At 67.2% G+C, this 12794-nt stretch carries 13 protein-coding genes; all 13 read right to left on the reverse strand.

Features of this window, described 5'->3' with window-relative positions; translation table 11 throughout:
- Positions 1 to 12: 12 nt before the first annotated feature.
- Positions 13 to 1320 carry an ATP-grasp domain-containing protein gene (locus ACWDN5_RS12000; RefSeq protein WP_449676238.1) on the reverse strand — a complete coding sequence of 436 codons (1308 nt, stop codon included), beginning with the start codon at positions 1318 to 1320 and terminating at the stop codon, positions 13 to 15.
- Complete coding sequence (locus ACWDN5_RS12005) at positions 1320 to 1946, reverse strand: 2OG-Fe(II) oxygenase (protein ID WP_449676239.1); 627 nt, start codon at positions 1944 to 1946, stop codon at positions 1320 to 1322. Before ACWDN5_RS12005 ends, ACWDN5_RS12000 begins: the two co-directional genes overlap by 1 nt.
- Positions 1947 to 1975: 29 nt before the next feature.
- Positions 1976 to 3223 carry an MFS transporter gene (locus ACWDN5_RS12010; protein WP_310975966.1) on the reverse strand — a complete coding sequence of 416 codons (1248 nt, stop codon included), beginning with the start codon at positions 3221 to 3223 and terminating at the stop codon, positions 1976 to 1978.
- A 34-nt stretch (positions 3224 to 3257) separates the two neighbouring features.
- A complete protein-coding gene (locus ACWDN5_RS12015; RefSeq protein ID WP_449676241.1) occupies positions 3258 to 3848 on the reverse strand; it encodes a (d)CMP kinase in 591 nt (196 codons plus the stop codon).
- Positions 3848 to 4237, reverse strand: a complete 390-nt coding sequence (gene speD / locus ACWDN5_RS12020; protein WP_310975968.1) for an adenosylmethionine decarboxylase — start codon at positions 4235 to 4237, stop codon at positions 3848 to 3850. The genes ACWDN5_RS12015 and speD overlap by 1 nt, the downstream gene beginning before the upstream one ends.
- A gap of 30 nt (positions 4238 to 4267) precedes the next feature.
- Entirely contained in the window at positions 4268 to 5305 is a 1038-nt protein-coding gene (locus ACWDN5_RS12025) for a bis-aminopropyl spermidine synthase family protein (RefSeq protein ID WP_310975969.1), read from the reverse strand.
- A gap of 7 nt (positions 5306 to 5312) precedes the next feature.
- Positions 5313 to 7301: a carbamoyltransferase C-terminal domain-containing protein gene (locus ACWDN5_RS12030; RefSeq protein WP_449676243.1), complete on the reverse strand. Its 1989-nt coding sequence runs from the start codon at positions 7299 to 7301 to the stop codon at positions 5313 to 5315.
- A 104-nt stretch (positions 7302 to 7405) separates the two neighbouring features.
- Entirely contained in the window at positions 7406 to 8251 is an 846-nt protein-coding gene (locus ACWDN5_RS12035; protein WP_310975971.1) for a TauD/TfdA family dioxygenase, read from the reverse strand.
- Between the two features lie 251 nt (positions 8252 to 8502).
- Positions 8503 to 9327, reverse strand: a complete 825-nt coding sequence (locus tag ACWDN5_RS12040; protein WP_449676244.1) for a phytanoyl-CoA dioxygenase family protein — start codon at positions 9325 to 9327, stop codon at positions 8503 to 8505.
- Complete coding sequence (gene cysC / locus ACWDN5_RS12045) at positions 9324 to 9878, reverse strand: adenylyl-sulfate kinase (protein WP_449676246.1); 555 nt, start codon at positions 9876 to 9878, stop codon at positions 9324 to 9326. The genes ACWDN5_RS12040 and cysC overlap by 4 nt, the downstream gene beginning before the upstream one ends.
- Positions 9879 to 9904: 26 nt before the next feature.
- Positions 9905 to 10750 (reverse strand): hypothetical protein, encoded by an 846-nt coding sequence (locus ACWDN5_RS12050; RefSeq protein WP_310975974.1) that lies wholly within the window; start codon positions 10748 to 10750, stop codon positions 9905 to 9907.
- A complete protein-coding gene (locus ACWDN5_RS12055) occupies positions 10747 to 12108 on the reverse strand; it encodes a diaminobutyrate--2-oxoglutarate transaminase family protein (protein ID WP_449676247.1) in 1362 nt (453 codons plus the stop codon). The genes ACWDN5_RS12050 and ACWDN5_RS12055 overlap by 4 nt, the downstream gene beginning before the upstream one ends.
- Positions 12108 to 12749 (reverse strand): 2OG-Fe(II) oxygenase, encoded by a 642-nt coding sequence (locus tag ACWDN5_RS12060; RefSeq protein ID WP_449676248.1) that lies wholly within the window; start codon positions 12747 to 12749, stop codon positions 12108 to 12110. The genes ACWDN5_RS12055 and ACWDN5_RS12060 overlap by 1 nt, the downstream gene beginning before the upstream one ends.
- Positions 12750 to 12794 lie beyond the last annotated feature (45 nt).

The raw sequence follows: 12794 nt of genomic DNA on the forward strand, positions 1-12794 counted from the left end.
AAGGAGCGGAGGCTACGCCTCGTCGAGTCCGGTCCCCGCGGTCGCGAAGGCCGGGCGGATCAGCGGAATGCCCAGTCGCTCTTCGAATCTCGGGATCAGCTCGTCCGCTCGCCGCATCGCGTCGGCCCAGTCCTCGCCGAGAACCGCGAAGCGGCCGAGTACCTGCTGCCGTTCGACTGCGGCACCGGGCCGGATGCGGAAGTTCTCGAAGTTGTCGAGTGTGCAGGTGAGCCGCTCGAGGCTTGCCAAGTCGAGCTGGTCCGGGAGGGTTCCGCTCCGGCGGGGCATGAGCCGCCGCGCGGTGATCGTTCGGTGCCGCGGGACGGAGCCCGGGCGGGGGTGCTTTCCCAAGTGGATGTCGAGGATGTAGTCGCAGAAGTCCGTGCCGGTGAGCAGCTTGTAGAGCCGAGCCATCACCCCTCCCATTGCCCGTGGGTTCACCTCGACGAGTACCGGTCCCTCACCGGTCACGATCATTTCGACGTGGAACACGCCGTGGTCGAGCCCCACCGCGCGGCAGACCCGCTCTGCGTACGCGAAGCAGGCTTCCTCGTCCACGGAAGCGTGGTGGGCAGGCAGGACCGCACCCATTTCGATGCAGTCGTTCTCCGCCGCTCGTGACCGCCCGGTGATCAGGAAACGCCAGGTCTTCCCCCGCAGAACGCCGAGCTCGGCGGAGACCAGCTCTCCCTCGACGTGCTCCTCGACGAGGACCCCGTTGTCGAGCAGCCGCCGCACGAGTTCGGGTGTGCGCCGGTCCGCCGCGGCGGCGAAGATTTCCTCCGCCGCTGCGCGGACCTCGGCGGGCCGATCGGCCCGGGACGCCATGATGCTGTCCGTACCGCTGACCGGCTTGACGACGACGGGGTAGCCGATCTTCTCCGCCGCACGCAGGACGCCATCGGTGTTGCGGGCGACGGCGAACCGGGCGGAGGCGAGTCCGACTTCGTTCAGCAGCTGCCTGGCCAACGCCTTGTTCCGGACATTGCGGACACCTGCGGTGCTGGTGAAGGGAAGTTGCAAGCGCTCGCACGCTTCGGAAAGCGCCGGCAGCACCGAGTCGTACTGCCCGACAACCCCGTCGACCGGACGTCGAGCGTGTGCTTTCCCGATCGCATCGGTCAGCGCGTCTGCGTCGAAGGCGTCGGGAATTTCGATGACTTCCCCGACCCGGTCCAGCAGTGCCCGGAACTCGTCGTCGACGGCGTAGTAGTGCACCGACATCCCGCGCACGAACGTGACGTAGTGGCCCCTTTCGACAGCTCGCCGGATGGTGTGCAACCCGGCCTGCGTCGCATCGCCGAAGAGCACGTGCGCCATCAGGGGCGCCAGAATTCCAGCATCATGACCAGCCGATCGGCGCGCCCGCCCGAATCGACCTGCTGGATCCGGTGCCAGGTCGAGGGGCCGGGGGTCATGGTCGTGCAGCGGCCGCCGATCGGGACGATCTGCCGGTCCGGCGACGCCGCGGGTTCCTTGGCGGAGTAGAGCTGGTAGTTCCCGCCGAAACCCTCCTCCCAGAACTCGTTGAGGTACAACGCGAAGGTCAGAGCCTTCTCTTCTTTCCCGGTGTCGATGGTCGTGTAGTCACCGTCTTCGAAGACGTAGAGCCCCACGGTCTGCGGGCACGGGGCAAGGTCGATTTTGACGTTCTCGGACAGCCAATGCCGGAAGTCGGAGCTCAACACACTGTCGACCAGCTTCGACCACGGAGGCGCGAGCCGGTCGGCGACCGGTGCCCGCACGCTCTCGAGTGCGACTTCGGAACGCCACATCCGGTACTCTTTGCGGTGTTCAGAGCCAGTCTTGATTTCCCGGCTGTAGATGTCCCGATCGGGGAGGACGGCGTTCAACGCGCTGATGTCCTCCGGCGAGACCAGGCCTTCTCCGAGGTAGTGCAGGAAGGGCTTGTCGAAACGTTCGAGGCTGATTCCCGTGTTGATCATCGTTCACTCCTGATCTTTCGCGATGGATTTCACGGTTCGGTGGTCAACGTGCCGTCAGTGACAACTTGGTCGTAGGCCCGGGTCAGCCCGACGAAGACGGCGAGTGCGGTCGTGGCGAGTGCGGCGGCCAAGAGGGCGAGCCCGGGACCACGCGCCTCAGCGAGCGCACCCGCGATGGCGGTCCCGACCGGCCGCAGCCCGGTGGACACGGATTGCACCACCCCCTGCACCCGGCCCTGCATGTCGAGGGGGATGGCGATCTGCACCTGGCTGTCGGCGAGAACCGCGGTGAGCATGATCCCGGCGCCGACTAGGAAGCCGGCGACCAGCAGTGTGGTTCGCGCGTCGGCGAGCGAGGCGAGCAGCTCGCCCCCGGCGAGGCAGCCCAACGTGCAGCACATCACCCAAGTGCGGATGCGGAGACGGCGTCCGAGCTTGCTGGCTGTGATCACGCCGACCACGAGCATGCCGGCTTGGAACGCAGAAAGCGACAGGCCGTAGAGGACCGCGCCGCCTTCTCGGCCCAGCACCGCGGCTTGCACCGGAATGGCGAGTGAATACATCGACAACGCCGAATTGGCCACACCCGTGATCAGCATGCTGGCCCGGGCTGGTTTGCAGCGCCGCAGCACGACCAGGCATTCGCTCAGCCGCGCCTTCTTCTGACGGTTGACCGGCGCTCCGATCGTCCGGGAGTCGAGCCGGCGCAGCAGCAGCACCGCCGTACCGGAGAGGAGGAACGAGCCGATGTCGACGACGAGCGCGCCGGACAGGCCGAATCCGGCGACCGCGATCCCACCGAGCGTCGGACCCGCCAGCATCGCGGTCGTGCGCACGGTGTCGAAGACGCTGTTGGCGCGGGGCACGTCGACCCGGCTGACAATGCGGGGGATCAGCGCGAGTACCCCTGGTTTGGCGATCCCCGTGCCGATTCCCATCAGCAACCCGGCTCCGGCCAGCAGCGCGAGCCCGGCCGATCCGGTGGCCGCCGCGATGGCCAGGAGGCCGCCGAGTACAGCCGCTCGCCAGCCGTCCGCGATGACGAGCAGCCGCAGCAAGTCGCCTCGGTCGATGAGCACCCCGGCCCACGGTCCGGTGAGCAGGATGGCGACAGTCGTGCAGATGGTGACGACCGCGAGTGCGCTCGCCGAACCCGTCCGCTCCAGCACCCACCAGCTCATCGCGATCAAGTAGATGCCGTCGCCGACGGCGGACAGCGCGAAACCGCCCAGCAGGAGCAAGAAGCGTGAATTCCACAGCTTCGTTTCGTCGCTCACCGAACCGGAATCTCCCCCATGATGTGGTCTGTACCTACCGACGCTGCGGCTCGCCGCTCGACGTGGCCGCTGCGAAAGGACCGCGAAGCCAGGCGTCGACCTCCCGCTGACCCCTCAGACGGACGATCACCAGTCCGGGGTGGTTGTCTTCGGCGATGACGCGCTTCACCCGGTTCCGGATCTTTTCGTGGTAGCGCCAGGACCACTTGATGATGTGGTCGGGGTCGGTGAAGAACGTGCGGAGCGGTCCTTCCTGAAGGCCGTTGGGCAGTGGCGAGCCCCCGAACCTGCGGCGCACGGTGCGGCGGACCACCCGTGATGTCACCGTCACGCGCGAATGATCCAGCCACACCAGTACCTGAGCCCGTCCGGTCATCTGCTCGCGGACCTCTTCGCCCTGCCATTCGATGGCCCATTCGGGACCGGCGATGAAATCGAGCACCTCTTCCTGCCAGGTCTCTCTGACCGTCCATTCCGGACCGTGATAGAGCGCGTCCAGTTCGACGTAGGGAATTTCGAGCCGTGCGGCGATGGTCCGGGCGAGTGAGGATTTGCCGGAACCGGAGGGGCCCGCGACCGTGAACCGGCGGGGCTGGTCGATGGGCAGGGGGTCGTCGAAGTTCACTAGCTGCATTGCGCGATCCTACAGTTTCCCGAGGCTCCCGATTCGACCGTCGATCGCGACGACGTCGGCGGGCCAAGACGTGTTACTTCTTGTACCTTCACCTCACCGGCCCGCAACGCGGCCAGCACGGGTGCCACGGCGTCGTCCACTTCGGCGTCGGCGCGGCAGGTGAACACGTCGATGTGCGCAAGCCCGATTTCCGGCCAAGTGGAAACCGTGATGTGGGATTCGGCGAGCACGATCACCGCGGTCGCCCCGTGCGGCTGGAATTGGACCGGCAGCTCACCCAGCACCGTGCAACCGAGCAGCGCGGCCGTCTTCCGCATGGCGCCGACGAGTTCGGTCGTGCCGAGGCCTGTGAGTTCGCAGCCGGTGACGTCGTAGACCATGTGAATGATGGGACTCCCCTTCCTGCGTGGTCAGGCCGGGCCGGGTCGGTAGAACATCGCCGGTTTGCCGCTGTCCACCCACTTCATCATTTCGGCTTCGGCCTCGCGGCCGGCGCCTTTGACGAACCGGACGAGCGATTCCGTGAACGAAACCGCCTCGTCGTCGTCCTCAGGCGAATAGAACGCTTCCTCCTCCGGCGTGAGCGATCCCGGCTGCCTCCGGTATTCGTTGAACGCGGGCACGACGTCGGTCAAGACCCAGTCCAGGTCCAGCGCGGCGCGCTGGAAGATGAACTGCCCGACCGGGTGGGAGTGGCTGGGGTTGACGAAGGAGTACAGCACTCCGCTGGGGCGCAGGAGAGCGATACCGCGTTCGAGGAAGACCTGGTAGAGCTTGCGCGTGGGATCGCACAAGTAGGTGTCTGCGGCGCCGGCCAGATCAGCGGGGACTTCGTCGTGGGCGTCGTAGACTCGCACTTCCACGTTCTCGGCACCCAGCCGGGCGACCCGGTCGGTGATGAACGCGACCAGCTGGGGATCTGCCTCCAGCACCACGAGCTGCGCGAAGCCGCCGATCAGGCACAACGCGAGACCGGTCAGGTCGTCGTCGCCGAGCAGCACGATCTTCTTGCCGTGCACGTCGCCCCGGTAGGCGAGGTAGAGCGCGCGCAGGAGCGAGGTCCGCAGCGAGACGTGCCGCTGCTGGAACTCGTGTTCCTCGCTCGGCCTACCCTGAGCGACGTCGGCGAGCCGGTCCAGCAGGGCCCGGCCCTGCCCGCTGTGCAGGAAGGCCTCGTGCGGGTTGAACAGTGTCGCCGCAAGCTTGCCGATCTCCGGCGCGGTGGCTTGCGGCGTGCGGTAGTGATCGCCGTCGCGGGACACCTGGCCGCGTTCGATGCCGAGCGCCAGCAGCGGAATGAGCTGGCGGTCCGCACGCATGGTGTGCCTTAGCAGCTCAGGGATGGTGGACGGGCCCAGCCGGTCGAGGACGGCGACGATCTTGGCGAGTTGCTCGAGCTGTTCCCGCCGCTCCAGGTCGTTCGTGGTGGTCGTCTGCTGAATGGTCATCGTTCCCCTATCGGTGTGCCGCGGCGTGGCCGGCGTCGAAGATGTGCTCCTGCCCGAAGTCGGCGAACTGCAGCGCGCTCCGCCGCATCGCGTGTTCGGCGTGCTCGCGTAATCCGGGTTCGTTGTTCAAACGGTGTTCCACGGTCGCGAACGCGCCCGCGGCGCCTTGCTCGGTCCTGATGTCGAAGCGTGCCCCGAGCTCGAAATCGCGCAGGAGCAGGTAGAGGTGCAAGTCGGGCAGGCCGTGGGGGTTCGCCTCCGCTCGGACCGCTGCCGAACGTTCGACGGGAGACGCCACGAACGGCTCTCTTGTTCGCGGCCTCGGCCCGGGAGCCGGGAAGGCTTCGAAATCGGTGAACACCACCCGCCGCCCGTTGAAGTACGCGATCGGGACTCGTCTGCGCAAGCAGAAGGTCACCGCCTCGGCGATGGTGTCGACGATCGGCTCGCCCTTGTCGTTGAGCGAGGTGTTGCACAGCATCGGTACCCCGGTCCGCCGGTGGAACGCCGCGATCAGGGCGTACAGCCGCGGGTTCTGGGCCGGGTTGACCGACTGCACCCTGGCCGACTGGTCGAGGTGGGCGACCGCCGGGATGCGGGTGCGCCGGTCGTCGCGGATGGTGAAGGTCTCCAGCATGTACGGCGACGGCCGGGAGTCGGCGAACCAGTCGGTCAAGTGCTCTTCCAGCACCACCGGCGCGACCGGGCGCCACCACTCGCGTCGTTTGAGTTCGTTGAGCGCAGTCTTGGCGGCCGGCGAGGTGGGATCCGCCAGCAGGCTGCGGTTGCCCAGTGCGCGTGGTCCCGTTTCCGAACGTCCCGCGAACCAGGCGACCGGACCGTCGAGGATGTCGTCGACCACGACCTCGGGACCGGCCGGGGAGACGTCGACGATGAAGTCGGCGAACTCGGCCAGCGCCTCGTCGACATCGTCGTCGGCGCGGCCGAGGTAGGCGCCCGGAAAGGTGAAGTCGAACCGGGCACCGCCGGTTTTCTTGTGGAACGCGGCGAGCGCCATGCCGATCGACTGGCCGCCGTCGCTGACACACGGCGGCGCCAGCAGACCGGCGAAGCCGTACTTCAGCATCAGGTGGCTGTTGGTCGGGCAATTGAGCGCATAGCCGCCGGCTAGCGCGAGATGCGTGGTACCCGGGTCGAGGGCGAAGCGGTCCACGGCGCGATCAACGTTGCGCTCCATGATCATGACTGAGATGCCTTGCACCTCCTTCATGACGGCGCTGATCAGGCTTTCCTCTTCGGTGAACCGCGGGTCGCCTCCCGCGGTGTCCCGCACCTGCTCATGGATGCGGTCGAGGGCTGCCGGTGCCTGGGCCATGCTTTCGAAACCGCTGAACGCGAACTCGTCGAGGATGGCCTCTCGGTCGCAGTTTCCCTCGGCATCGGTGGCCGTCGCGAGCGCCATCAGCGTGCCTTCGCGCAGCCGGAACCGGTCCTTGGCCGATCCATAGAGGGGGCCCGGCGACTCGATCGGGAAGAATTCGACGGATCCCGCACGGGCGACGGCCCCCGCGAACCAGCAGGTCTTCCACCGGCGGTCGAGCAGCCGATCGGGCCCGCGGTCGACGGCCATGCCGAGAACCGTGCCGTCGAAGAACACGTCGCTGTCGAGGAGCATGGCGCTGTAGAGGTGGCCGAGGCTGTGGTATGCGAGATCCGGGTGTTCCGCGACCAGGTGGTAGTCGTCGACGGTGGCGAGCCCCGGAGTGCCCCAGATCTCGGTCATGTCGTCGAGCGTCAGGTCGAAGTCGGCGAGCAGGACGTTCAGGAACGAGCGCGCGTCGTCGAGGTGGGCGAACGGCGTGCGGTGTTGCTTCTGCCCGGTCAGGCGTTCCAGCTCCCAGTGACCGAGCAGAGTTACCGCGCGGCCGTGCTTCCGCCACAGCGAGACGTTGTTGTCGTGCCGGTAGGCGACGTTGACAAGCCGATTCAGGCCGGCGCTGTTGAGGTACGTCGAAAGGTAGAAACCGTCCTGCATCGGCCACCTCCTTGATGTCGTCGTTGTTCACCCCAGCCCTGCCGGCCCGGCCGTCGCTGGCCGAGCCGGCAGGGTGACGCTCACTGCCCGAGGCAGTTCTCTAGTCAGATCTCCGCTGCGATGTGCATGTTGAAGATGCGCCGCTTGGACACGAGCTGGTTGCCGTCGGCGTCCTGCGCGTAGGCGGGAAACTCGCGGCGACCGTGCGCGGTCCGGTGGTTGTCGAGAACGACGAGGTCACCCTTCTCGAGAGCGAACTCAAACTTCTCGGCGTTGAGCGCCTGGTCGAACATGTGCAGCGCTTCGATCTGCTCGGTGGTCAAGTCCGCGTTCGCCGCGTGCTGCTTGATCCGCCGCCAGTAGCGGAAGCTCCACGTACCGTCGGTCGCCCTGGTCAGGAACGGGTCGACACGGGGCGCGTCCTCGGGGAACTCCGTGCTGATCGGTGTCCGCAGCAGCACCGAGAGCGCGGCCTCAGCTGCCTCGCTCCCGAACATGTCGGACATCCTGGCCACCGCGTCGTCCACGCGAGCGAACTGCGACTGGCCGTTGTCGGTTTCGCCTTCGGTCACCGGCAGATCGCTCTTCTCCACCATCAGGAGCAGGTGGATGCGGGGCTCGGCGGCCGCGTGCGAGCCGGCGGTGTGCATGGTGAGCTCGCCGCCGCCCTTCTTCTGGTGGGTGATGTCGTTGATCCAGTACATCGGCTCGTCCGGCTTCAGGGAGCCGTCGTCCAGCACGCCGGGTTCCGGCTTGCCCAGCTGCTTCGAGAAGGCGACCAGCGAGGCCGCTTCGGCGGGGAAGCCCCGCACGATGACGATGCCTTCTTCCCGCAGTGCCGAACGGACGGTCTCGATGGCATCGGGTGTGGCGACGCCGGTGCCGTCCCCGGTGTAAGGAACTGTGCGCACCACCTCGGTCTGTGGACGGGTGTCCCAGACAGCGGTCATTTCCTTTCCCCTTTCAGAGTGCGCGTGTTTTGCGATATCGTCTTGTTGGCGACGCACCGCGCCACGACGCGCGGGTAAATGACTGGTGTCGGAAAAGATGCTCGGAACGCCGAAAATCCGGGAGCTCGACGAGAAATCTGGCCAGATTCGTGGTAATTTCCCCCGGTCTCGCCAGTGCCGATTCGACACCACTCTCGACGTTACTGAATCGCCTGGTCATCGTCAAGGTTGAAAAACGATGTTGCCACACTTCAAATCTCATTCTGACCACAGTTTCCCGTCGGCCACACAATGGGGGTGAGCGGATGTTCGAAAGTATCGTTGATCTTGATGGTCTTCATCTTTTCCGCGAGCCTCGCGGCCCACGGGACGCCGGTGTAGCGGGCGTCGGCGTCGAAGAGCACGACGGTGTAGCTCCAGCGGATCGCGTCGGAGGTGTTCGCCCAAGCGCCGTGCACCGACATGGCGTGGTGCGCGTACGCGTCGCCGGCACGCAAGGCCACTTGAGGTGAGACGGGGTATTCGTCGACAAGTTCGGGATGGCGGGTGACCGTGTCGTCGGCTTCGCCGTCGAACGACCGCCCGAGCAGGCCGGCCCGGTGCGAACCGCTCAGGTAGCGCATCCCGCCCCCGTTCGCTGGGATGTCCGCCAACGCTATCCAGAAGTTCAGTTGTTCGGACCGGTCGCGATTGGCGTAAGCGAAGTCCTGGTGCCACGGCGTCGGCTGGCCTCCGCCTTCTTCGGCCGGCATTTTCACGTAAACTTCGTCGCGCAGGAAGCGCACCGGGCGGTCACGCAGGAAACGGGCACCGATGCGCCCGACTTCCGCTGACGTGGCGAATTCCCAGAGCCGTTCACTTTCGTGGCCGGGTTCGTCGTAGGTACGCCAGATCGAAGACAGCCAGCCTTTGCCGTCCTTGTGCCGCTGCGCGTTCGTGCCCATGAGCCGGCGGATTTCCGCCGCGAGCGCGGCGAGCTGTGTGGGGCGGACGAAGTCGCGCAGCAACACCCACCCGTGTTCGCGGAAAGCTGCTACTTCGGCCGCGGTCACCTGGCGAACCCGTGGCTCGGTCATGACGGACGTCCCTTCCCCGAGATGGCCGCGACCTGGGCGCGATCGGTGACCAGTTGGAGCACCTCGCGCGCGCAAGCGTCGACAGTGCGAGTCGCCGTGAACAGCCGGAGATCCGGCGCTTCCGGGCGGTCGTAGCCGTCGTCCACGCCGGTGAGCCCGGTCAGGGTGCCCGCTCGCTGTCGCGCGTAGAGGCCCTTGCGATCCCGCAGTGAGCAGATCTCGACCGGTGCGTCGACGTGGACCTCCAAGAAGCGGGTTCCCGCGCGCTCGTGGTGGGCCCGGACCGCGTCGCGCGCCACCCGGTGCGGTGCGATAACGGCGACGAGCGCGATGATGCCGTTGCGGGCCAGCAGCTCGGCCACGTAGCCGATTCGCCGGACGTTGGTGATCCGGTCTTCGCGGGAAAACCCGAGTCCGGCGCAGAGGGTCCGGCGCAGTTCGTCGCCGTCGAGGACCTGTACGGCGAGGCCACGACTGGCGGCGAGCGTCGCGGTGGCCTCCGCGATGCTCGACTTACCCGCGCTCGGCAGGCCGGTGAGCCAGGCCGTCACGCCGCGTCCGCTTGAGTCTGTCGCCGTCATGTCGCACCTCCGGCGACCAGCAAGTTGGGGTCTTGGCGCAGGCTGGCGTGCAGCTTCGCCCAGGCTGCGACGTCGTCGGCCATTCCGGCTTTCTCGATCAAGACGTCCTCGACCTCCGGCTCCGGGTGATCCGGGGGCTCGATGCCCCGGCTGGCGAGAACCCGGCGATAGAAGGGGTCGTCCGCCGTGCGAGCGGCGCTCATCAACGTGCCGACCTCCGGCGAGACCAGCTGCAGCCCCGGACGGGGTTCCCAGACGTGTACCGGCCCGGACTCCGCCAGACCGAGCGCCGAGAGCAGCGCGGCCGACGTTCCCGCCGGGGCCGCACGCAGGTCGTCGGAGTCGATCAGCACGTAGCGCACGTCGTTCCTCCGGCACCACGTGACTTGGGTGGCCAGCGACGGCCAGCCACTCTCGAACGCCGGGAACCGGTCGCCGTCGTAGAGCTCGCGCACGATTCGCAGTCGCGACACCGTCGACTTCCGCGGGTCGCGGAGCACGAAGACGATCGGTGCGGTGGCCACCGCAGCAAGCTCGGCGAACTGGTCTTCGTTGAGCTGGAAGCTCATCTCTTTGACCAGCAGGCCGCTCCCACCGGGGACCTGGCGCAGCGGCACACGCTGTCCCCCGGCGATCGACATCGGGTTTCGCAGGCACGTCGCCACCGACTCGGCGCCCTGACCGCCCCAGTAGCGGGCTTCGTACGGCTCGTGGCAGTGGAAACCGATCGCCGGGTGCTGCCAAAGGAGCCTGGCCACCGGTGTCGAGCCGGTCCTCGGCGGTGAAACGAGCACGAGCCGGTGGCGGTAGACCCGGGACAGGTCCACGGCGATCGAGGTCATCGAAGCTCCTTCGCGGCGGCATCGACAGCTTCACCGAACAGGGCCATAGCGTTCGCCATGATGAATTCGTCGACGATCAATGGCGGCAGCATGCGGACCACGCCGTCGCCGTGCCCGCCGATCTCCAAGATGAGCCCGCGCCGCAACGCGTTCCGCTGCACCAACGCCGCCGCTTCCGCCCACGGCTCGCCGTCCGGGCGGCTGAACTCCACCCCGATCATCAACCCGAGCCCCCGCACGTCGGAGATGAGGCCGGAGTGCGCGCGCCGGACGGATGCCAGCGACTCGAGGGCTTGCCTGCCCCGGTCCCGCACGTTGCCGAGCACCCCGTCCCGCTCCACGAGCTCGAGGAACGCTGCGCCGGCCGCGAAAGCGAGCTGGTTGCCGCGAAAGGTGCCGGTGTGCGAACCCGGCCGCCAAGTGTCGAGCCGCCGGTGGTAGGCGATCACCGCCGCGGGCATGCCGACGCCGGACAGCATTTTCGACAGCACCACGACGTCCGGCTCGATGTCGTAGTGCTCGAAGGCGAACCACCGGCCGGTGCGGCCGCACCCGGTCTGCACTTCGTCGACGATGAGGGGGATTTGCAGCCGCGCGGTGACCTCGCGGACCCGGCGGACGAACGCACGGGGTGCCACCACATTGCCGCCTTCGCCCTGCACGAGCTCGAGCAGCACCGCGGCGGGTTTGCCGATGCCCGTGTGCGAACCGGAGAGCGCGCGCTCGACGTAGGTCGCGCAGTTCGTCTCGCAGGTCGACGGCGTCAAGCCAATCGGGCAGCGATGGCAGTAGCCGAAGGGCAGGAAGTGGACGCCGGGCATGACATCGGCCAGGTTCGTGCGTAAGGCGCCTTCCGACGAGGCGGCGATGGCGCCATGCGTCATCCCGTGGAAGCCGCCCTGGAACGCGACGACCTCACCACGTCCGGTGGCCTTCTTGCACAGTTTGATCGCGGCCTCGACCGCGTTGGCACCGGACGGCCCGCAGAAGTGCAGCCTCAGGTCCTGGCGCATCGACGTCGGCATGACATCCAGCAACTTGCCGGTGAAGTCGTCCTTGACCGCGGTGGGGAAGTCCAAGCCGTGCGCCAATACGGCGACTTGCTGCTGCACGGCTGCGACGAGTTCGGGATGACTGTGGCCGAGTGCGAGTACGCCGGCGCCGCTCAAGAAGTCGATGAAGACGTTCCCGTCCTCATCTTCGACGAAACAGCCGGATCCGCGCTTCAGTGCGATCGGGAGGCGCCGAGGATAGGAACGAGCGGCGGACTCGCGCTCTTGCTGGCGGTCCAGCAACCGCCGACTGCGCGGGCCCGGAAGTTCGGTCCGCACCGAAGGAACCCGGTCGACAGCGAGCACTAGTGCCGCCTCCCGCGGTTGTCGAGCCAGAATTCCAGTTGTACAGTCAGCCGGGTCTGCGTGCCGCCCGTGCGCACCTCGGACACCGCGTGCCAGGAAGTGGCCGTTGGCGGGAAAGCGAGCAGCTGCCCGCCGCGGGGGGCGATGCTGCGCACCGGGGGGACGGCTGGATCTTCGGAGGCGCGTACCTCGTAAAGACCGCCCAGTTCCTCGGGCCAATTCCGGTTCAGGTAGAGGATGGCGGTGAGCGCTTTGTCTGGCTTGTCCTTGTGCACGGAAATGTAGTCACCGTCGAAGTGGGTGTACACGCCGATGTCGGTCGGGAGCGCCCGCAGCCCGAGGCCGGTCCCCGCCTCGAGCCAGGTCACGAATTCCGGCGACCGCAGCGAGGTGATCAACTCGGCCCACGGGGCGGGTACCGTGGCGGCAGCCGGGCACAGCTCGCTGTCCTTCTGCAGGTAGAGCAGGTTCATCGCGTACTGCTTCTCGTGCTCGGGGTCGAGCACCTCGATGCGTTCGAACCCTTCGGTGGGCGCGGAGTCTTCGAGCTTGGCCACCGAGTCAGGAGAGAGCACGTTTTCGGCTAGATGGATGGTGAACGGATCCGTGCTGTGAGCGAATCCGCGGTCGGTGTCGAGCATGCTTGGTTATCCCTTCACGACCGGTGGGCCGACGGACGGGTGGAA

The organism is Amycolatopsis sp. NPDC003731, from assembly GCF_053586895.1.

Coding starts and splice junctions, on each gene's coding strand:
- ACWDN5_RS12000 (WP_449676238.1), bottom strand. CDS start 1,320: ATGGCGCACGTGCTCTTCGGCGATGCGACGCAGGCCGGGTTGCACACC.
- ACWDN5_RS12005 (WP_449676239.1), bottom strand. CDS start 1,946: ATGATCAACACGGGAATCAGCCTCGAACGTTTCGACAAGCCCTTCCTG.
- speD (WP_310975968.1), bottom strand. CDS start 4,237: ATGGTCTACGACGTCACCGGCTGCGAACTCACAGGCCTCGGCACGACC.
- ACWDN5_RS12025 (WP_310975969.1), bottom strand. CDS start 5,305: ATGACCATTCAGCAGACGACCACCACGAACGACCTGGAGCGGCGGGAA.
- ACWDN5_RS12030 (WP_449676243.1), bottom strand. CDS start 7,301: ATGCAGGACGGTTTCTACCTTTCGACGTACCTCAACAGCGCCGGCCTG.
- ACWDN5_RS12035 (WP_310975971.1), bottom strand. CDS start 8,251: ATGACCGCTGTCTGGGACACCCGTCCACAGACCGAGGTGGTGCGCACA.
- ACWDN5_RS12040 (WP_449676244.1), bottom strand. CDS start 9,327: ATGACCGAGCCACGGGTTCGCCAGGTGACCGCGGCCGAAGTAGCAGCT.
- ACWDN5_RS12050 (WP_310975974.1), bottom strand. CDS start 10,750: ATGACCTCGATCGCCGTGGACCTGTCCCGGGTCTACCGCCACCGGCTC.
- ACWDN5_RS12060 (WP_449676248.1), bottom strand. CDS start 12,749: ATGCTCGACACCGACCGCGGATTCGCTCACAGCACGGATCCGTTCACC.